At 67.7% G+C, this 22,357-nt stretch carries 8 protein-coding genes; 4 read left to right on the top strand and 4 right to left on the bottom strand.

Going from position 1 to position 22,357, the window contains the following annotated elements:
* Positions 1–34 precede the first annotated feature (34 nt).
* Both ACFCQI_RS05310 and ACFCQI_RS05315 read left to right on the top strand, forming a co-directional pair.
* Positions 35–655: a DedA family protein gene (locus tag ACFCQI_RS05310; protein WP_395120338.1), complete on the top strand. Its 621-nt coding sequence runs from the start codon at positions 35–37 to the stop codon at positions 653–655.
* A gap of 9 nt (positions 656–664) precedes the next feature.
* A complete protein-coding gene (locus ACFCQI_RS05315) occupies positions 665–1,666 on the top strand; it encodes a bile acid:sodium symporter family protein (RefSeq protein ID WP_395120339.1) in 1,002 nt (333 codons plus the stop codon).
* 127 nt (positions 1,667–1,793) lie between these two features.
* On the opposite strand, the gene ACFCQI_RS05320 is transcribed toward ACFCQI_RS05315, so the two are convergent.
* Positions 1,794–2,513: a hypothetical protein gene (locus tag ACFCQI_RS05320; RefSeq protein WP_395120340.1), complete on the bottom strand. Its 720-nt coding sequence runs from the start codon at positions 2,511–2,513 to the stop codon at positions 1,794–1,796.
* Between the two features lie 273 nt (positions 2,514–2,786).
* Here ACFCQI_RS05320 and ACFCQI_RS05325 point away from each other — a divergent pair, with 273 nt between their 5' ends.
* Together ACFCQI_RS05325 and ACFCQI_RS05330 are read left to right on the top strand one after the other, a co-directional pair.
* Positions 2,787–3,791, top strand: a complete 1,005-nt coding sequence (locus ACFCQI_RS05325; RefSeq protein ID WP_395120341.1) for a sensor histidine kinase — start codon at positions 2,787–2,789, stop codon at positions 3,789–3,791.
* Positions 3,788–4,573, top strand: a complete 786-nt coding sequence (locus ACFCQI_RS05330) for a LytR/AlgR family response regulator transcription factor (RefSeq protein ID WP_395120342.1) — start codon at positions 3,788–3,790, stop codon at positions 4,571–4,573. Before ACFCQI_RS05325 ends, ACFCQI_RS05330 begins: the two co-directional genes overlap by 4 nt.
* Before the next feature lie 56 nt (positions 4,574–4,629).
* Here the strand turns inward: ACFCQI_RS05330 and mgtA are convergent, their stop codons facing one another.
* The 3 genes from mgtA to ACFCQI_RS05345 form a co-directional block, all read right to left on the bottom strand.
* Complete coding sequence (gene mgtA, locus ACFCQI_RS05335) at positions 4,630–7,269, bottom strand: magnesium-translocating P-type ATPase (protein ID WP_395120343.1); 2,640 nt, start codon at positions 7,267–7,269, stop codon at positions 4,630–4,632.
* 101 nt (positions 7,270–7,370) lie between these two features.
* Positions 7,371–7,598: a hypothetical protein gene (locus ACFCQI_RS05340; protein ID WP_395120344.1), complete on the bottom strand. Its 228-nt coding sequence runs from the start codon at positions 7,596–7,598 to the stop codon at positions 7,371–7,373.
* A 434-nt stretch (positions 7,599–8,032) separates the two neighbouring features.
* Positions 8,033–22,348, bottom strand: a complete 14,316-nt coding sequence (locus ACFCQI_RS05345) for an amino acid adenylation domain-containing protein (protein ID WP_395120345.1) — start codon at positions 22,346–22,348, stop codon at positions 8,033–8,035.
* Positions 22,349–22,357 lie beyond the last annotated feature (9 nt).

The raw sequence follows: 22,357 nt of genomic DNA on the forward strand, positions 1-22,357 counted from the left end.
CCGGGACGCGACGGCAGAAGGCACGAAAACACTGATGGATCTGCTGCAGCAGCTGGTCACGATCTTTGCCGAGAACGGCTACCTGGCGGTCTTCATCGCGCTGATGATCTGCGGCGCCGGGTTGCCGCTGCCGGAAGACATCACCCTGGTCGCCGGCGGCGTGATCGCGGGCCTGGGCTACGCCAACGTGCACGCGATGGTCGCGCTGGCGATGTTCGGCGTGCTGCTGGGCGACTGCGCGATCTTCCTGCTCGGCTACCGCTACGGCGCGCGCATCCTGCAATGGCGCTTCGTGGCGCGCATCCTCACGCCGGCGCGCTACGCGAAAGTGCAGGAGAAGTTTCATCGCTACGGCAACCGCGTGCTGTTCATCGCGCGCTTCCTGCCCGGCATGCGCACCACGATCTATCTCACCGCCGGCATGACCCACCGGGTCTCGTTCCTGCGCTTCCTGCTGCTCGACGGCAGCGCCGCGCTGATCAGCGTGCCGTTCTGGGTCTACCTGGGCTTCGTCGGCGCGGACAACCACCAGTGGTTGCTGACGTGGATGCACCGCGGCCAGGCCAGCCTGTGGGTGCTGCTGGGCATCCTGCTGCTGGTGCTGCTGGTCTCCTGGTGGCGGCACCGCCGCCGCGCCCGCTGCACGCTGGACTGAACCGCCTGCATGGCTCGGCGTCGCGCGGTTCCCGACAACTTCACGCTGGCCCTGCTCGGCACGGTGCTGCTGGCCTCGCTGCTGCCCTGCGAAGGCGGGGTCGCGCGCGTGTTCGACCTCGTCACCGATGCGGCCATCGCGCTGCTGTTCTTCCTGCACGGCGCCAAGCTGCCGCGCCAGGCGATCGTGCAGGGCATGACGCACTGGCGGTTGCACCTGACCGTGCTGGCCAGCACCTTCGTGCTGTTTCCGTTGCTCGGCCTGGCGCTGCGCCCGCTCGGCGACGCCGTGCTGACGCCAGAGCTGAGCCTGGGCCTGCTGTTCGTGTGCCTGCTGCCGTCGACCGTGCAATCGTCGATCGCGTTCACCTCGATCGCCGGCGGCAACGTGCCGGCCGCAGTGGTCAGCGCATCGACGTCCAACCTCCTCGGCATCGTGCTGACCCCGCTGCTGGCGGGATTGCTGCTGGAAAACCACGGCCGCGGCGTCTCCTGGCATGGCGTGCTGGACATCGTGCTGCTGCTGTTGCTGCCGTTCGCGCTCGGCCACTTCGCCCGACGCTGGATCGGCACTTTCGTGGACCGGCACAAGCCGCTGCTTGGCTTCACCGACCAGGCCACGATCCTGCTGGTGGTCTACACCGCCTTCAGCGCTGCGGTGGTCGAAGGCCTGTGGCACGACACGCCGCCGTCTTCCCTGCTCGCCACCCTGGCCGCCTGCGCGCTGCTGCTGGCGGTGGTGATGCCGACCGTCACGTGGGCCGCGCGCCGCCTAGGCTTTTCGCGCGAGGACGAGATCACCATCGTGTTCTGCGGCTCCAAGAAGAGCATGGCCAGCGGCATCCCGATGGCGAAGATCCTCTTCGCCGGCCAGGCCGGCGGCCTCGGCGCGCTGGTGCTGCCGCTGATGGTCTTCCATCAATTGCAGTTGATGGTGTGCGCGGTGGTGGCGCGGCGCTACGCGGCGCGGGGCGTGCATTCGATGGTCGGGGATGATCGCGAGGCGGATTGATGGTTGGGGCAGTCGCGAGGACCGCATGGACGACCAACCCCTGCGGGAGACGACAGCGGCGGCTGACGAGTTCCGCTCCCCTGCACATTTCGGGCGAATTTCGAAGTTGCGGGAATCTGCTGTTTCCTCAGAGTGATGGCGATTTCACTTCCTTTGTCTGATCCACCCTCGCAGGCCTCTGCGCGCGGTACCGCTTCGACAGCGCGACCCGCAGCACCCAGAAGACAAGCAGGCCGATCACCAGAAGCTCCGGCAGTTGGAGCAGGAACGAGCCCTGCAAGGTCTTCGGGAAGAGGTCCTGTTGCCCGGTGAAAAACGAGCTGGCCGCGATATAGAGCGCCACGGACATTCGCCAGAGGTGCTGCAGGACTCGGGATCGGCGTTTCAGGCCGCCACGCGCGAGCGTCCATGCATCGCTGACGGCACCGAAGGCGGCGATCCCGGAAAACACGAAGTAGATCGCCGCGGGAACGATGAACGTGCCGTCGAGCACGTCTGCGTGGCCGTTCCGGGCCTCGATGCCAAGATGCAGGCCATAGGCGGCAACCGAAACCCCGACGGCCAGTACAAGCCATTCCAGGATGCCGGCCTCGCCGTCGGCGCGCCGGGCGGCGAGCCGGCCCGAACTGACCAGATAGGCCGTCAGTGCCGCCGCCAATACCGAGACACGCACGCCCGCCAGGACGGCGATATATCCACCCATGACCGCCATCACCAGCATCGAGGCAAAGAAGACGCGACCCGCCATGCGATGGGGCAGACTGCCCTTCGCCGCGATCATGGCCGCGGCTCCGGACAACAGACCCAGGGCTCCGCCAACGATATGCACCATCAACTGCCACGTCATGTCCCACCCCTCTCCCGTGCCGGATTTCGCGAGCGAAACGTTGACCGCGGGAAGGCGCGAAAGCGAGCCGTTTGCGATGGACGACGGCCTGGGCGGGTCGGCTGACGATCGTCGCGGACGAACGGCGGCGATGGGCTGCGCAGCCGGGTCGCACAGTGCGAATCCGCCCGCACCCTACTCTATAGTTGGTCCATGGCGACCACGGCTCCCGCGCTAGAACCACGAGGTCTGCACCCCCGCCTGCTGGGCTGGCGACGCGTGCGGCTCGTACTAATGACGAGCCTGGTACTGAGCGTTCTCCTGCTGCCGAGTTGGGAGGGTCCGTGGGTCGTGCTGTTTGTCCGCATGATGTTCCTGGGCCTGTTCCAGCTGATGGTCTTCGGGCTGTTCGAGCGCTGGCCCAGGCGCCTGCCGCGCTGGATGGCGCGCTGGGTGCTGCAGGTCGCAGGCGTGGCGATTGCGGTGCCGTTCGCCGTGGCGATCGCCTATTCGCTGACCACGTTTGGCGACGCAGTGCCCTGGCCGCGCAATGCAGACCGGCTGTCCGGCTTCGCGATGATCACCGGGCTGGGCCTCCTGCTGACGCCATGGATCGCCATGACGGCGTTGTACCGGCACATCAACGGCCACGCGCAGCGCCAGGCGCTGGCCTTCGAGCTGGAACGCAGCGAGTACGAGCGCAATGCCGCGCAAGCCCGTCTGCGGCTGTTGCAGGCGCAGGTCGAGCCGCATTTCCTGTTCAACACGCTGGCCAACGTGCGCGAGCTGGTCGATTCCGGCTCGCCGCAGGCCTCCGCGGTGCTCGGCAGCCTGATCGCGTACCTGCGTGCGGCGGTCCCGCGCCTGCACGAGCCGATGACCACACTTGCACAGGAAATCGAGCTGGTGCGCGCGTATCTGGAAGTGATGCACATGCGCATGCCCGACCGCCTGCAGTTCACGCTGCACGCCGATGAAGCGGCCCTGGCATCGCATCTTCCGGCGATGACGTTGCTGACTCTGGTCGAGAACGCCGTACGGCATGGCATCGACCCGAGCGAGGAAGGCGGCCGGATCGATGTGCGCGTGCGCGTAAGGGACGGACGCTGCCGCGCTGAAGTCATCGACACCGGCGTCGGCCTGGGGCGGGCCGGCGATGGGCTGGGCACCGGACTTTCGAACCTGCGCGAGCGCCTGCAGCTGGCCTTCGGCGGCGATACGCAGTTGCGGTTGCTGCCGCTCGAACCGAAGGGCGTCTGCGCCGAACTCGAGTTTCCTGCGCGGGAGAGGCCGGCATGAGCAGTTCGCGCCCCACTGCATTGATCGCCGATGACGAGCCACTGTTGCGCAAGCAGCTGATGCGGCTGCTTGCGCAGGCCTGGCCCGAACTGCATGTTGTCGCCCAGGCGCGCAATGGCCGCGAGGCGGTCGAGCAGTTCGAGGCGCTGCGGCCCGACATCTGCTTTCTCGATGTGCATATGCCGGCCCTGTCCGGCGTGGAGGTGGCGCGCTTCATCGATCGCCGTGCACATCTCGTCTTCGTCACCGCGTTCGACCAGTACGCTGTGCAGGGCTTCGAACAGGGTGCGCTTGACTACCTGGTGAAGCCGGTGGAACTGGCACGCCTGAGCGACACGGTGGCGCGTCTGCAGGAACGATTGCGCGCCGCGCAACCGGTACCCGACACCCGCACGCTTCTGGAGCAACTGGAAGCGCACCTTTGCAAGAAGGCGGCACTGACGCCGCTGCGCTGGATCCGCGTTTCGGTCGGGCAGGCGCTGCGCCTGGTTTCGGTCGACCAGATCGACTTCCTGCGCTCTGACGAGAAGTACACTCTGGTTGCATGGCGCGGCGACGACGGCAAGACAGCCGGGGGATTGATCCGGACGCCGCTGAAGGAACTGGTGGCGCAACTGGATGCTGCGCATTTCGTGCAGGTGCACCGTTCCGTGGTCGTGAATCTCCGCGCGATCAGCCATGTCTTGCGTGGCGAAAACGAGACCGCGGACATCCACCTGAAGGGCCGCGCGGAGGTGCTGCCCGTGAGCCGCACGTATCTGCACCTGTTCCGCCAGATGTGACCCGCGCCGATCGGCGCAATCACCCGGGGTGCGGAATCAGATGACGCGGATGGCGATCAGAGCCAACGCCCGTACCTGCGGATGTAGATGACCTTCACCAGCTGGGTCAGCACGCAGTAGCTGGCCAGGGTCAGCGCCAGCCAGGCGAAGTACATCGGTGGCAGCGGCACCATGCCGATCTTGCCGCCGAGCGTGCTGAACGGGATCAGCATACCGAGCACGATGATCGCGAGGGTCAAGCCGAGCACCGGCGCGGAGGCCACGCTTTGCAGGAACGGGATGCGCCGGGTGCGGATCATGTGCACGATCAGGGTCTGCGAGAGCAGGCCCTCGATGAACCAGCCGGACTGGAACAGCGACTGGTGCGCCGGCGAGTTGGCGCCGAAGTAGTGCCACATCAGCCAGAACGTGGTGATGTCGAAGATCGAACTGACCGGGCCGATCCACGCCATGAAACGGCCGATGTCGCCGGCATCCCACTTGCGCGGCTTGCTCAGGTATTCCTCGTCCATGCGGTCGAACGGGATCGAGAGCTGCGAGATGTCGTACAAGAGGTTCTGCACCAGGATCTGCAGCGGCAGCATCGGCAAAAACGGCAGGAACGCGCTGGCCACCAGCACGCTGAACACGTTGCCGAAGTTCGAGCTGGCGGTCATCTTGATGTACTTCATGATGTTGCCGAAGGTGACGCGGCCTTCGAGCACGCCCTCCTCCAGCACCATCAGGTTCTTCTCCAGCAGGATGATGTCGGCCGACTCCTTGGCGATGTCGGTGGCGGTGTCGACCGAGATGCCGACGTCGGCATCGTGCAGCGCCGGCGCGTCGTTGATCCCGTCGCCGAGGAAGCCCACCGTGTGGCCGAGCCGCTGCAGCGAGCGCACCACGCGCGCCTTCTGCAGCGGCGACATCTTGGCGAACACGGTGACGCGCGCGACCAGCGCATCGAGCGCAGCGTCATCGAGCGATTCGATGTCGCGGCCCTGCACCGATTCGCCGACGTCGAGCCCGACCTCGCGGCAGATCTTGCGGGTCACCGCCTCGTTGTCGCCGGTGATCACCTTTACCGCCACGCCGTGCTGGTGCAGCGCGCGGATCGCCGTGGCGGCGGAGTCCTTCGGCGGGTCGAGGAAGGCCAGGCAGCCGACCGCCACCAGTCCTTCCTCGTCGGCCACGCCATAGGCATGCGCCTGCGCCGGTTGTCGCCGCACGGCCACCACCAGCACGCGCAGGCCGTCCTCGTTGAGGCTGTGCGTCATCGCCTTGATCGCGCGGCGGCGTTCCCCGGTCATCGGCTCGATCACGCCGCCGGTCTGCGCCCAGGCACAGATCGACAACATCTCCTCGACCGCGCCCTTGCAGATCAGCAGGTGCTCGCCCGCACCGTCGGCCAGCACCACCGACATGCGCCGGCGCTGAAAGTCGAACGGGATCTCGTCGACCACGCGATAGCGCGTCGCCGCGGCCTCCAGGTCGCGATGCGCCAGCACCGCCTTGTCGAGCAGGTTCTTCAGGCCGGTCTGGAACCGGCTGTTGAGGTAGCCGTATTCCAGCGCCTGGTCGGAGGCTTCGCCGTCGAGGCCGAGATGGCGCTCCAGCACGATCCGGTCCAGCGTCAACGTGCCGGTCTTGTCGGTGCACAGCACGTCCATCGCGCCGAAGTTCTGGATCGCGTTGAGCCGCTTGACCACCACCTTGCGCCGCGACATCGCCAGCGCGCCCTTGGACAGGTTGGCGGTGACGATCAGCGGCAGCATCTCCGGGGTCAGCCCCACCGCGATCGACAGCGCGAACAGGAACGCCTCGCCCCAGTCGTGCTTGTCCAGCCCGTTGATCACGAACACCACCGGCACCATCACCGCCATGAAGCGGATCAGCAGCCAGCTCACCGAGCGGATGCCGCGATCGAAACTGGTCTGCACGCGCGCACCGGCCATGCTGTGCGCCAGCGAGCCGAGATAGCTGCGCGCCCCGGTGGCCAGCACCACCGCGCTGGCCGTGCCGCTGACCACGTTGGTGCCCATGTAGCAGACGCTGGCCAGTTCCAGCGGGTCGTCGACGACGCCAGGCATCGTCGCCGCGGGCGCCGCCTTTTCCACCGGCACCGACTCGCCGGTGAGGATCGCCTGGCTGATGAACAGGTCCTTGGCGCCGAGCAGGCGCAGGTCCGCCGGCACCATGTCGCCGGCGGCCAGCTGCACGATGTCGCCCACCACCAGTTCGCGCACCGGCACCTCGATCTGCTCGCTGTGGCCGTCCGAGGCGCGGCGCCGCACGGTGGCGGTGTTGCGCACCATCGCCTTGAGCTGCTCGGCGGCGCGCGAGGAGCGGTATTCCTGGGTGAAACTCAGCAACACGCTGATGCCCACCATCACCGCGATGATGAGCGGCCCGGTGAGATCGTTGCCGTCGGTGGCGAGCTGCACGCCGGCGAGCACCAGCAGCACCACGATGAACGGGTTGCGGAACGCGCGCAGCAACTGCAGCGACCAGTGCGGCGGTTTCTCGCGCGAGACCTCGTTCAGGCCGTCACGCTGCAGGCGCGCGCGGATCTGTTCGGCGTCGAGCCCGCCGGGGTTGCTCTGCAACGCGTCCAGCAGCGCGTCGGGGCTGCGAAACGCATGCCCGAGCGTGGCCGCAAGGGCGGGCGGCGGCGCACCGGCGGCATCGCGGCCGCGCGTCGGGAATGGCTTGCTCATCGGGTGCGTCCGGGTAACGCGTGGCCGGGAAAGACGCGCGTGGCGTCAGCGAATGCGCAGGGCGCGGACGGACTGCCCGGGGCAGCGTCCGCAGCGGTGGATCATCGGTGCGCGCGGCCCAGCCGCCGGCGACGCGGCGAGCGCAGGAACGAGGCCGGCTCGCGTCGTCCGTTGCGCGAGGGTTCCAGGGTTTGCGGCGAAGGGCTCGCCGACCCGGCCAACGGGGCCGGCACGGTCACGCTGAAATCACGCGGCAACGCCGCCGGCTGGGACGCCACGGCACGGACGCCGGCAAACGGCCAGCGGAAGAAATCGTGAAGGAGCTTCATCGGCTCATCTCCTGGTAACGACGCCGTCGGCGTCCTCAGGAGTGGGCCGGACTTTCCCTAGTGGAAAGCACCAGCCGACCGCAGGCGGTCGCCGCAGGCGTTCAACTTGTTGTTGTGCGGCGCCGGCACCCGAAGCGAGCGGATGTCGACGTTGCGACTAGGGTAAACGTCCATATGCCTTGGTTTGTCAGGACTGGAAGCCGTGCGGCACAGCGCGCCGCAGGGCGCGCGCATTGTCGTGCCGCAGTGCAAAACTGTCAATCGCAAGACCGGCCATTGCCGCACGAAATGTTTGCGGCAATGCACCCGGCCCGGCAGCGACCTGCGGCACGACCGTCGCCCGCCCGACCGCACGGGCCCGGTTGCGCATCCGTTCCGGGCGGCGACGCGGACCGGAACGGACGACCGCCTTGCGCCGCGGTATCGACCGGCAATCACGACGCCAGCCCTTCTTCCTTCCGGGTGGCGAGGCGAAGCGCGAGGTCGGCTTTCTCCTGCAACTTGTCCTTGTCCGCCTCGATGACTTCGTCCGCCCGCGCATCCGGAAGAATGTCTTCGAGCCGCCGGATCGGGCGATACAAATAGGCCGCGACCGCCCACATGGCCAGGAACACGCCCGACAGCACGAGGATCAACCCGATGCCACGCCCGGGCCCGGTACCGATGATCCCGCCGAGCACCCCGGCCCCCGCGCCGCCCTTGGCCATCAACGGTTCGAAGACCCGGTCAGCCAGTGGTCCGGCACTCAGATAACCCAGCGGGACCATGGCCTCCATCAACATGAAGTTGGTGGCCATCACGCGCCCCTGGAGTTCCATGCCGACCTTCGTCTGTACCGTGGAAATCCAGTGGGCGTTGACCAATGCCAGGGCGAAACCGAAGCCGAACATCCCGCTCGCCTGGCTCGACACGGAGGGATAAGCCCCGGCCAGTGCAATGCAGAACCCGCACAGCAAGGTGCACGCCAGAATGCCGTCGATGCGTCGCTGGGTGCCTCCCCACAAACTCATCAGGGCACTTCCGACCAGAATCCCGGCGCCGTTCGAAGCCATGACGAAGCCGAGCGATTCCGGATTGCCGGAGACCAGAACGAGCGGCGTGATCAGCGATTCGATGAGCCCGACGAAGTAGTTCGCAATGGTCACCATCACGATCATCGCCACCAGGCTGTGGCGTTTGACGATGTAATGCCAGCCGCCCACCATCTCCTTGAAGAAAGGTTCCTCGCGTCGCGCAAACAGGGCATCGGGAATGCGGACGTACAGCAGCGTCGCCAGCGCGATGACGAAGGTCGTGAGGTCGACCAGCACGATGCCGTCGAGGCCGATCCACCCCATCAGGGCTCCGGCCAGGGCCGGTCCGATGAAGGAACCCATGCCCGCGCCAAGCTGCACGAAGCCGTTGGCCTTGCCGTAATAACGCTTCGGAACGATCTGGGTGATCATCGACGCATAGGCGGGCAACCGGAAGGCATTCGCCACCGCCGTCAGTCCGGCGAGGACATAGACCTGCCAGATTTGCAGGCTTTCGAACCAGATCAGCGCCGCCGCGGACATGGTGGAGAAGCCGGCCAGGCAGTTGCTCGCGATCATCAGTTTCCTGCGATCGATGCGGTCGGCAAGCGTTCCCGCCACCGGGGAGAGCGCGATCGCCGGCAGGATGATGAAGACCATCATCAAGGCATAGGTCGAGACCAGTGCCGTCTGCTGGTAGACCCACACGCCGAGCGCGAAGGACGTCAGCGTGCTGCCGATCATCGAGACGATCTCGCCGACCGCGACGGTGAAGAACGTGGCCAGGCTGGATTTCGCTGGCGGTCTTCCGGCCGGGGCCGGTGCGACCGGCTGCGGCGCCTCGGCGACAGGTAGCGACGGCACCGCGGGCATGTCCTGCCCGCTGCCGATTCCCTGCCGGATGATCTTCCCCAGATCGTCGGCCTGGTGCTTGATGAAGTAATGCCCTGCCTTCGGGATGACGGCAAAGTCGACGACGCCGCAGAAATGCTCCCACTCGTGGTAGCGCTCCTGGTAGAACTCGGTGGCGCGGTCCATTTCCCCCACCACGCAGGTCAGCGGCGCCTTGAGCTTGCGGAACGGTGCGCTGTAGAGCGCGGTATAGAAATCCTCGATCTCCTGATGCTCGGACACGAAATTCGTCATGACGAATTCCTGCTGCGCGACGTCGGTGACCTCGTCGAAGAACCCGAATGACTTGAGGATGTCGAACGAGGAGCGCTGGGACGCCCATTTGTGGATCGGCAGGATCTTCCGCAGGAACGCGAATGCCTTTCCGGGAAGGTGCGGCGTCGGGAAGTGTCCACCGATGAACAGTCGCGAGATGGCGATGCCCCTGTCTTCCAGCTCCCTCGCCAGGGCGATCGTCAACGCTCCGCCGGCGCAATGGCCGTAGATGGCGAGCGGCCCCGTCACGTCGCGGGCGATCTCCTCGGCGCAGCGCCGGGCGATCTCGCCGATGGGCAACGGCTTCTCCTCGCGCCGACCGTAATCGTGCCCGGGCAGTTCGAGGCCCAGCACGGTGCAGCCTCGCGGCATCTCCCTGGCCAGGGGCTGATACGAGATCGGCCCGCCCCCCGGAAACGGTATGCAGACGAGGGTGAGGGTCTTCTCGTTCGCCGGGACCGGCCGGGTCAGTTCGTGCAGCAGGCCTTGCGATCCGGCCCTGCTCCCCGAGATCCGTTCGGCAAGTTGCCGCACGGTCGGATACTTGAACAGCTCCGTCACGCCGATGCCGCCGCCGATCCGGCCGATGACGCGGAAGGCCTTGAACGATTCACCGCCCAGATCGAAGAAGTTGTCGTTGATGCCGATGCGCGGGATGCCGAGCACTTCGCTCCATATCCCGGCGATGCGCGATTCCTGCTCGTTCCGCGGCGCCACGAACTCCGACTCCGCCCGCACGGGCGCAAGGTCGGGAGCCGGCAACGCCCGCAGATCCAGCTTGCCGCTGGAAAGCAGCGGCAAGGCGTCCATCCGCACAAACGCCAGCGGCACCATGTAACGCGGCAGCCGTTCCTCGAGGTGGGCCCGCAGCGCTTCCGCCGCGAGGGTCTCCGAGCCGACGTAGTAGGCCACGAGCACCTTGTCTGCGGCATCGCCGTCGCGCGCGAGCACGACGGCCTCGCGGATCTCCGGGCGCTCCATCAGGCGGGCCTCGATCTCGCCCAGTTCGACGCGGAAGCCCCGCAGTTTCACCTGATGGTCGTTGCGCCCGAGAAACTCGATGTTGCCGTCCGGCATCCAGCGCGCCAGGTCGCCGGTCCTGTACATCCGGGCATCCGGCTCGCCACGGAACGGGTCGCGGATGAAGCGTTCCGCGGTCAGCTCGGGAAGGTTCGCGTAGCCTCGCGCCACGCCGGCGCCGCCGATGTGCAATTCGCCCGTCACGCCCACCGGCACCGGCTGGCGGTGACCATCCAGGATGTAGATGCGGGTATTCGCCACCGGCCGCCCGATCGGCGCATTGCGATGGATGTCCCGCATGGTCTCGTACGAACTGGAGAACACCGTGGTTTCGGTGGGACCGTAGCCGTTGACGATCCGTATCTCCCCATCCGCGCCGGACGACTGCAGGCGGTACAGCTGGGATTCCAGCAGCGGCTCCACGCCGACCAGCAGATGCGCGAAGGGGAGTTTGCCGCCGGCGTTCGCCATCAGCTCGTCCAGCTGGCGCACGAAGAACGGCGGCAGGTAGGCCAGGGCGATGCGGTGCTGCACGAACCAGTCCAGCAGCAGCGTCGGCTCGCCGCGGATGTCGTCGGGCACGATGTGTACCGTCGCGCCCACGGACAGCGGCACGAACAACTCGAACACCGACACGTCGAAGCTGAAGCTGGTCCACAGCGATGCATGCGCGGGCGGCGGGTTTCCGGATGCCGCGAACCGCCGCAGCCAGTCGACGATCAGGTTCACCACGCCACGGTGCTCGACCATGACGCCCTTCGGCGTTCCCGTCGACCCGGAGGTGTAGATCACATAGGCGAGATTTCCGGCGCCGGGTCCGACTTCGTCGGCCGCCGGATCGGTGTCGGGTTGCTCGGTGAATGCCTGGCCGAGGTCCAGCACCGGGATCTGTCCGCGTGCCTGCTGCACTGCCTCGGGTGGGTCGCCTGACACAAGCAGAGCCAATGGGCCACTGTCGGCAAGCATGTGCTTGAGCCGGGCCTCGGGGTAGGCCGGGTCCATCGCCACGTAGGCGCCCCCGGCCTTGAGAATGCCGAGAATGCCCACCAGCATCCCGATGCCGCGCTCCATGCAGAGCGCCACGCGATCGTCCGGCCCAACCCCGAGCGACCGCAACCGGTGGGCGAGCCGGTTCGCGCGGCGGTTGAGTTCGACGTAGGTGAGGGTTGCTCCGCCGAACGAGACCGCCGTGGCCTCCGGGCTGCGCGCCACCTGCTCCTCGAAAAAGCGGTGCAGGCAACGATCGGCGGGATACGCTGTTGCCGTGGCGTTCCACGTTTCCGTGACCAGCGCGTACTCGGCAGCGCCGAGGATCGGAATCGCCCCGACCGCCCGCTCGGCGTTCTCGACCATGCCTCGCAGCAGCGCCTCGTAGTATCCGGCCATCCGCTGTACGGTTTCGCGCTCGAACAACGCTGTCGAATACTCCAGCGCACCTTCGAACCGTCCCTCCGACTCGCGCAGGGACAGCGACAAGTCGAACTTCGCCACCTTGTAGTGGATGCCCTCCAGCGGCTCGGAAACCACGCCGGGCAACGCCAGCCGCAGCGCGCCGTCACTCTCCCAGGAGAACGCCGCCTGGAACAGCGGACCGTGCGCCGTGCTTCGGGCAGGATTGACCAGCTCCACCACCTGCTCGAAGGGGATGTCCTGGTGCTCCTGCGCAGCGAGCGCGCAGGACTTCACCCTTTGCAGCAGGGTGGCCACGCTGGGGTTGCCCGAGAGATCCAGCCGCAACGCCAGCGTATTGGCGAAGAAGCCGATGATCCCTTCGAGCTCCGGCCGCCCGCGGTTCGCCGTGGGCGTACCCACGACCAGGTCATCCTGCGCGGAGAGTCGGGAAAGGAGCGCTGCCCACCCGGCCAGCAGCGTCATGAACGGCGTGGTCCCGTGGCGCAGGCCCATCGCGTGCAAGGCCTTCGTCAATGCGCGATCGAGTACCAACGGCACCGTCTCGCCCGCGTAACTCTGCTCCGGCGGCCGGGGCCGATCGAGCGGCAGGGTCAGCAGTTCCGGCGCGCCGGCCAGCGACGACTTCCAGTACGCGCCCTGCTTGTCGAGCAGCTCGCCCGCTACCCATTGCCGTTGCCACGCCGCGTAGTCGGCGTAATGCAGCTCCAGCGGCGGCAGCGGGTTCTCGTCGCCGCGCACGCAGGTCTCGTAGAGCTTGCCGAGCTCGCTGATGAAGATGCCCATCGACCAGCCATCGGAAACGATGTGATGCATGGTGATGAGAAGTGCATGGAGGTCCTCGCCCTCGCGTATCAGCAGGCCGCGAATCAGCGGGCCGCGTTCCAGGTCGAAGCGGTCCATGATCGCGGCATTGGCCAGGCGCGCGGTTTCGGCCGCATCCGTCGCCACTTTCTCCACCAGCTGGAACCGGCACTCCTGCGCCGGCGCCAGCCGCTGGCAGGGTTCGCCGTCGACATGGAAGAACGTGGTGCGCAGCGATTCGTGGCGCGCCAGGATGCCGTCGAGCGCGCGGCGGAGCGCCTGCACATCGAGCCGCCCCCGCAGCCTCAGACCGAACGGCACGTGGTACGCCGAGGCCGCGCCGTCCATCTGTGCCAGGAACCACTGCCGACGCTGCGCGAAGGAGGCGGGTATGCGCTCCCCGCGATTCGCCCTTGTCATCGGCGGCAGCGTTGCCGGTGCCGCGTCGGCGAGACAGCGAGCAAACCCGGCGAGCGTCGGCTGGGTGAAGACGACACCGAGCGGCACATCCACCGCGAGCTTCGCGCGCAATCGCGAGACGAGCTTGACGGTCAACAGCGAATGCCCACCCAGCGCGAAGAAGCTGTCATGCCGGCCAATCCGCTCCACGCCCAGCAGCTCGGACCAGATCCGTGCAAGCACCGTTTCGAATTCGCCCTGCGGAGCCTCGTACGCCTGCGAGGCAAACGCGGCGTGATCGGGCGCCGGGAGCGCCTTCCGATCCAGCTTGCCGTTCGGGTCGAGCGGAAACGCGTCCAAACGGATGAACGCCGCGGGGATCATGTAATGCGGCAGGCGCTCGGACAGCTGGCTGCGCAGGGTCTCGACCTGCACGTCCACGGCGCCCACGCAATAAGCCACCAGCCGCTTGTCGCCGGGGACATCCTCGCGGGCCAGCACGAGGGCGGCCCGAACCCCGGGGCACTCCCGCAAGCGGGACTCGATTTCGCCGAGCTCGATGCGGAACCCGCGAATCTTCACCTGGAAATCGTTGCGCCCGAGGAAGTCGATGCTGCCATCCGCCCGCCAGCGTCCCAGGTCGCCGCTGCGGTACATCCGCGCGTTCGGTTGCGCACTGAAGGGATCGTCGACAAAACGCTCGGCGGTCAACTCGGGCCGATGCAGATAGCCGCGCGTCACGCCCGCGCCGCCGATGTACAACTCGCCGGCGACACCCACGGGTACCGGCTCGCGATGGGCGTCGAGCAGGTAGATGCAGGTGTTCGGGATCGGCCGCCCGATCGGCGGTGCGCCGGTGCCGTCGGTTGTACATCGGTGCATCGACGCCACCACCGTGATCTCGGTGGGGCCATAGGCATTGACCAGCTCGCGCCCTGCCGCCCACCTTCGCGCCATGTCTTCGGTCAGCACGTCGCCGCCGGCGACGAGATGACGGAGCGTCGGCAGGTTTTCCCCGGGCGGGAAGTCCGCCAGCACGGCCGGCGGAAGCAGGGCATGGGTGACCGTCGCGGCGTTGATCAGCTGGGCCAGGTCGTCGCCGGCCAGCGGGCCTTTCGATGCGGGAACGACCAGCGTGGCACCGCGGCAAAGAGCCAGCAGCATCTCGAAAACGCAGGCATCGAAACTGAAGGAAGCGAACTGCAGGACCCGGTCGCCCTGCCCCGCGCCGAAATGGGCGATCTGCGCCGCCACCAGGTTGCAGGCGCTGCGATGCTCGACCATCACGCCCTTGGGCTTGCCCGTGGAACCGGACGTGTAGATCACATAGGCAAGGTTCGTCGGATCGGGCCCGACATCCGGCACCGGCAAGTCTTCCGCGACATCTTGTTCCAGCGCCTCGAGATCCACGACCGGCACGGCGCCGGCGACATCGGGATGCTCCCCCTGCGCCACGAACAGGACCGGCGCACTGTCCGCCACGATGTAGCGCAGGCGTTCCTCGGGATAGGCGGGGTCCAGCGGCACATAGGCGGCGCCGGCCTTGAGGATGCCCAACACGCCCACCCACATCGCGAACCCGCGCTCGACGCAGATCGCGATGCGGTCGTCCGGTTTCGCGCCGAGCGCGCGCAGACGATGCGCCACCTTGTCGGCGGCTCGATTCAACGCGGCGTAGCCCAGCGACGCCTGCCCGCACTCCAGCGCGACGGCATGTGGAGCGCGCCGCGCCTGTTCCTCGAAGAGTTCATGGATACAGCGCTCGCGCTCGAACGGAATTCTGGTGGCGTTCGACGCCTCCAGCACCCGCTTGCGCTCGTCGCGGGAAAGCAGCGGCAGACGGGAAATGCCCAGCTCCTCGCCGGCAACCATCCCTTCAAGCAGCCTGCGGTAGCAGTCGGCAAGCCGCTCCACGGTCGAGCGCTCGAACAGTGCCGTCGCGTACTCCAGCCTCGTGTCGATGCCGTGCGCGGTTTCCCTTGCCGACAAGGTCAGGTCGAACTTGGCAACCACGTGATCCGTCCGCCTGCGCGGCTCCACCTGCAGCCCGGCGAAGGCAGGGACATCACCGCCATCGCTTTCCCAGGCGAACATCACCTGGAACAGCGGATTGCAGGCAAGCGATCGCGCGGGATTGACCTGTTCGACGACCTGCTCGAACGGAATGTCGCGGTTTTCCTGGGCCTGCAGCGTGCGCGTCCTGACCCGTTGCAGCAGCTCGGCCACGGTCGGTTCGTCGGCCAGATCCAGCCGCAACGCCAGCGTGTTGACGAACAGGCCGATGAGCGACTCGGTCTCCGCATGCCCCCGGTTCGCCACCGGGGTGCCGATGACGATGTCGTCCTGTCCGGAGAATCGAGAGAGCAGGATCGCCCAACCGGCGAGCAGCGTCATGAACATGGTCGTTCCATGACGCGCACTCAGTTCACGCAAGGACCGGGTCAACGCCCCGTCCAGCGTGAAAGGCACGGTCTCCCCGGCATAACTCTGTACCGGCGGCCGGGGATGGTCGGCCGGAAGCGCCAGGAGTTGCGGCGCGCCGGCCAGCGTGGCTTTCCACCAGGCTCCCTGCGCCTCCAGCAGGGGGCCGCCGACGTGGGTCTGCTGCCAGATCGCATAGTCGGCGTATTGCACCGCCAGCGGGGGCAGCGGGTCCGGCGCCTGCCTGACGCAGGCGTCATAGAGCGCACCCAGTTCGCCGGCCAGCACGCCCATCGACCATCCGTCGGACACGAGATGGTGCACCGAGATCAGCAGCGTGTGCAGGTCATCGGCCTCGCGCAGCAGCCGTCCGCGGATCAGCGGCCCGCGTTCGAGGTCGAACGGAGTGATTTCCTCCTCGCGGGCCAGCCGGCCGACCTCCTCGGCGCAGAGAACGCGCGATTCGGCCAGCTCGAAACGGCACGCTTCCGCCGGCGCGATCTTGAGCACGGGGTCGCCATGCAGCGGCACGAAGGTGGTGCGCAAGGCCTCGTGGCGCGCGACGATCCGATCCAGCGCCTGGCGCAGCGCATCCTTGTCCAGCGGCCCGCGCAAGCGCAGTTCGCAGACGATGTTGTAGGCCGCGTTGCCGCCCTCCATCTGGGCGAGAAACCACAGCCGTCGCTGGGCGAACGACAGCGGCAACGGTTCGCGACGCGGCGCCTTCTCCAGCGCCGGCAGCCGCGACGGCGCGGCTGCCGACACGTGACGCGCGAAATCGGCAAGCACCGGCGCGGCAAAAAGCGCATTCAGCGCAACATCGACCTTCAACGCCGCGCGCAGCCGCGTGACCACCTGCATGACCAGCAGCGAATGGCCGCCCAACGCGAAGAAGCTGTCATGACGCCCGACGCGCTGCAGCTTGAGCAGCGACATCCAGACCGACGCCACGGCTGCCTCGACCTCGTTGGCGGGAGCTTCGTATTCGACAGCCGCATACGCATCGGCCAATGGCACCGGAAGCGCGGCTGCATCCAGCTTGCCGTTGGGAGTCTGCGGCAGGGCCTGCATCTGCACGTAGGCGAGCGGCACCATGTATTCGGGCAATCGGCTGCAGAGGTGGCTGCGGAGCTGCCCGGCGTCGATTTCCGCCTGGCCGACGACGTAGGCGATCAGTTGTCGCGTGCCCGTCCCGTCCTTCCGCGCAATGACCACGGCCTGCCGAACGGCGGCGTGGTCAAGCAAGGCCGCCTCGATTTCGCCCAGCTCGATGCGAAAGCCGCGGATCTTCACCTGGAAATCGTTCCGCCCCGCGAACTCGACGGAGCCATCGGCCAACCACCGGCCGAGGTCGCCGGTCTTGTACATCCGCGCACCGGGTTCGGAAGCGAACGGATCGGCGACGAAGCGCTCCCGCGTCAGCTCCGGCTGATTGAGGTAGCCACGCGCCACGCCGGCGCCGCCGATATGTATCTGCCCGCGGACACCGACCGGCACGGGCCTTCCCTCGGCATCCAGGATGTAGACGCGCGCGCCGGGGATCGGACGCCCGATGGGAACGCTGCCGCCCGCGGGACTTTCCGCGCAGCGGTGCATCGTCGCCCAGACCGTGCCTTCGGTCGGCCCGTACTCGTTGAACAGGACGGCGCGGGGTTCCCGCGCGGCCGATTTCGCCAGCAGCGCCGGCGGGCAGGTTTCGCCGGCAACGATCACCTTGCCCAGCGGCTTGTCCTCGCCCCCCGAGGGCGAGAACTGCAGGTAATTTTCATAGAGCGACGGCACGCACAGCAGCGTGTCGATTCGCTCGCGCCGCAGCACCGCGTCCAGTTGCGACGGGTCGCGGATCGCGGCCTGCGTGGCCACCACGAGGGTGCCGCCGCCGGCAAGCGTGCCGAAGATCCCGGCGACGGAACTGTCGAAATAGATGGGCGACAGCAGCAGGAAGCGGCCCGTGTCTCCATAGCAAGCGTGCCGGGCCAGCGTCGAGGCCACCAGGTTTCGATGTTCGACCATCACGCCCTTGGGCTTTCCCGTCGAACCGGAGGTATAGATCACATAGGCCAGGTGGCGCGGGGTCAGGCCGATGCCGGCCACGCCGGGATCGGTGTCGGGGCAATGCTCGAATGCCGCCGACAGGTCCACCCGCGGCAGATCGTCGGAAAGATCCGCTGCCAGCCCGGCGGGCCCGTCGCCCAGCACCAGCAGCGCCACGGGACGGCTGTCGGCCAGCAGGTGACGTCGACGCTCCGCGGGCTGCTCCGGGTCCCACGGCACGTAGGCCGCACCCGCCTTCAGCACGGCCAGGGGCGCCACGACCATCTCCAGGCTGCGCCCGGCACAGATCGCCACCAGACGATCGGGGCCGGCGCCGAGTTCACGCAGCCGGTGCGCCAGCCGGTTGGCCCGCGCATTCAGGGCCGCATAGGTGAGCGCCTGGCCCTCGTACACCACGGCCACCGCATCCGGCGACTTGCGCACCTGCTGCTCGAACAGCTCGTGGATGCAAAGTTCGTTCGATCGGGGCAGTGCCGCGGCGTTCCAGTCGTGCAGCAACCGATGGCGCTCGGCCTCGGAAAGAATAGCGATGTCGGCAACGCGCGCCGCATCGTCCGCCGCCATGCCCGCCAGCATCGCGCGGTACTGGTCGATCATCCTCTGGGCGGTCTCGCGCCGGAACAACGCGGTGGCGAATTCCAGCTCCCCTTCGATGCCGGCGGGTGTTTCCCTCATGGTGAGGATCAGGTCGAACTGCGCGGTGCGCTGCTCGGCCCTGACCGGCACGGCTTCGCCCGCGCCGGGGAGTTCCAGGCGCAGGCCGTCGTCGTCCTCCCACGCGAACATCACCTGGAACAGCGGGCTGCAGGAGAGGCTTCGTACCGGATTGACCAGCTCCACCACCTGCTCGAAGGGGATGTCCTGGTTGTCCTGGGCCTCCAGCGCGCGGCCCTTCACGCGCTGCAGGAGTTCGGCGACCGTGGGATGGTTCGACACGTCCAGCCGCAATGCCAACGTGTTGACGAAGAAACCGATCAGTCCTTCGATCTCGGCGCGGCCGCGGTTGGCCGTCGGCGTGCCGATGACGAGGTCTTCCTGGCCGGACAGCCTGGCCAGCAGCGCGGCCCAACCCGCCAGCAGGGTCACGAACCGGGTCGTGCCCTGGCGCAGGCACAGCTCGTTCAGGCCCCGCGCGGTCGACTCGTCGAGCGCGAAACGGATGCTCTGGCCCGCGAAATCCTGTTCGGGCGGCCGCGGGTGGTCGAGCGGCAGGGTGAGCAATTCGGGTGCACCGGCCAGGGTGCGCATCCAGTACTCGCCCTTTGCCCGCAACCATTCCTGCGACATCCATTTGCGCTGCCACGCGGCGTAATCCGCGTACTGGATGCCAAGTGGCGGCAGCGGATCGTCCTGCTCTGCCAGGAAGGCGGCATAGAGCGCGTTCAACTCCTGCACGAACACGCGCATGGACCAGCCATCGGAGACGACGTGGTGCATGGTGACCAGGATCGTGTGCAGCGACGGCCCCTCGTGGATCAGCCGGGCGCGGATCAACGGGCCGCGTTCCAGGTCGAACGGAAGTGCCGCCTCCTCGTTCGCCAGACGCGCCACGTCTCCGGGCGAATCAACCTCCTGCTCGATGAAATGCAGACCATGCGCGCCCGGCGAAGCCGCCACGCGTTGCATCGGCTTTCCGTCGACCATGACGAACGTGGTGCGCAGCGCCTCGTGGCGCTCGACGATGCGACCGAGCGCGCGCCGAAGCGCGGCGACGTCGAGCGCACCGCTCACCGTCCACCCGCAGGGTACGTGGTAGGCGCTGCCCGCTCCCCTGACCTGCGCGAGGAACCACAGGCGTTGCTGCGCGAAGGACGGCTGCTCGCAAGCGCCGCGTTCATGACGGGTCAGCGCGGGCAGCAGCGATGGCGCCGCGCCGGCCACCGCCTCGGCGAAGGCGGCAAGCGTGGGGCCGGCGATGAGCGCGCGGAACGGCACGTCCACGCCCATGGCGCTGCGCAGGCGCGAGATGGCCTGGATGGCCAGCAGCGAGTTTCCGCCCAGTTCGAGGAAGCCGTCGTGTCGCCCTGCCCGATCCACCTTGAGCAGCCGGCACCAGATGTCCGCGATCGCGGTTTCGACATCGTTCCGCGGCGGCTCGAACGCGCGGCTGACGAAATCCCCGTGCCGCGGGGCAGGCAGGGCCTTGACGTCCAGCTTGCCGTTCAGCGTCAACGGCAAGCGCTCCAGCTGCACGAAGGCCGCCGGCAGCATGTACTCGGGCAGGCGCTCGGCGAGGTAGCTGCGCAGCGCGGGAACATCCAGCGGCGCGCAAGCGGCGCAATACGCGACCAGGCGCTTGTTGCCCGGCGAATCCTCGCGGGCGAGCACCGCCGCCTCGGCCACGCCGGGCCATGCCGCCAGTTTCGCTTCGATCTCGCCGGGTTCGATGCGGAAGCCGCGTATCTTCACCTGGAAATCGTCGCGCCCCAGGAACTCGATGTTGCCATCGGGCAGCCACCGTCCAAGATCGCCCGTCCTGTACATGCGCGCGCCGGGTTCGACGGCGAACGGATCGGCGACGAAGCGCGCATCGGTCAAGTCCGGACGATGCAGATAGCCCCGCGCCACGCCGGCGCCGCCGACATGAAGCTCGCCAGGCACACCGACCGGCACCGGCTGGCCATGCGTGTCGAGGATGTAGATGCGGGCATGCGCCACCGGGCGACCGATCGGCGCATGGCGATGCCGCTCGGCCATTTCCTGGTACGCGGTGCAGAACACCGTGGCTTCGGTCGGCCCGTAGCCATTGACGATGGCCAACCCCGGCGTGGCGGCCTGCAGCCAGTGCAGGTCGGCCTCGTGGAGCGGCTCCACGCCCACCAGCAGCTGCCTGAAAGGCAGCGCCCGCGGCGCGTTCTCCAGCAGGCCGCGCAGGCTGCGCACGAAGAACGGAGGCAGGTAGCCGAAGCTGATGTCGTTGCGCACGAACCAGTCCAGCAGCGCCGGCGGATCGGCGCGAATGGCCTCGGGAACGAGGTTCAACGTGCCGCCCGCGGCAAGGGTCGCGAACATCTCGAACACGGAAACGTCGAAGCTGAAGCTGGTCCACATCGACGCCTGGAATCGCCGGTTCGAGCGGAAAGCCTCGAAGCGGGAGGCCCAGTCGGCAAGCAGGTTCGACACGTTGCCGTGCTCCACCATCACGGCCTTGGGCGTGCCGGTCGACCCGGACGTGTAGATCACATAGGCCAACCTGCGCGCGACAGGGTGGCTGTCCACCGGCGCCGGATTCGTCGCCGACGTGTCATCGGCGTACGCATCCAGGTCGAGCTGCGGCACGGCGGCCGCCCATGCCGGCGCAGCGTCGCCTCGCTGCAGCAGCACTTTCGACGCACTGTCCGTCAGCATGAAACGCAAGCGATCCTCGGGGTAGTCCGGATCGAGCGGCACGTAACCGCCGCCTGCCTTGAGCACGCCGAGGATGCCTACCAGCATCTCCGGGCCGCGCCCCACGCAGATCGCCACGCGATCGTCCGGCTGCACGCCGAGACATCGCAGCCGGTGTGCCAACCCGTTGGCGCGGGCGTTCAACTCGCCGTAGGTCAGGCGCCGGTCGTCGAGCACCACCGCGTCGACGTGCGGATGGCGGGCGGCCTGCTCCTCGAACAGCTCGTGGATGCCGCGATCCCCCGGCAAGGGGAGCTCCGTGGCGTTCCACGTCTCGACGACGAGCCGGCGCTCGGCGTCGGACAGGATCGGCAGGCGCATGACGTCGGCGGTCTCGTCGGCCAGCATGCCCGCCAGCAATTGGCGGTAGTGCCCGGCGATCCGCTCTGCGGTATCGCGATCGAACAGGGCGGCGGCGCAGGACAGCCGGCCGCTGATCTCCCCATCGGCAACCCGCACCGACAGCACCAGATCGCAGCGCGCGCCCGCATCGCCCATGTCCACGTCGTTCCGAGGTGAATCCGGCAACTCCCGGATGCCGGCGCCAGCGTGTTCCATCACGAACATCGCCTGGAACAACGGGTGATGCGAAGCGTTTCGCGGCAGACCGAGCAGCTCGACGAGCCGAGCCGGAGGGATGTCGCCATGCTGCGCGGCGTCCAGCGCGCGTCGGGCCGTGCGGCGCAGAAGTTCGGCCACGCTCGGTTGACCCGACAGGTCCATCCGCATCGCAAGAACACCGGCGGCGGCCCCGCTCGCTGGCGTCGGTTCGACCTGGCCCGGCAGCGGCATGCGCGTCCCGACGACGACGTCGTCCTGGCGGGAAAGACGCGCAAGCAGCGTGGCCCATGCCGCCAGCAACAGGGTGCCGCGCTCGTGCGCCGGCGCATCGAGGCGATCGGCCGCCATCCTGCCCAGAGCAAAATCCACGACCCACTCTTCGGCGCCCAACACGGCCGGGCGCGGGTAATCGGTCTGAATCGTCAGGAGCTCGGGGGCACCCGAGAGGGCCGCTTTCCAGAACGCTTCCTGTTTGCGGGACAACTCGTCCTTTCGTCCAATGTCGATGCTCACCTGTCGCTC

Origin of the sequence: Rhodanobacter sp. FW102-FHT14D06, from assembly GCF_043950705.1 — a bacterium.
GTDB lineage: Bacteria > Pseudomonadota > Gammaproteobacteria > Xanthomonadales > Rhodanobacteraceae > Rhodanobacter.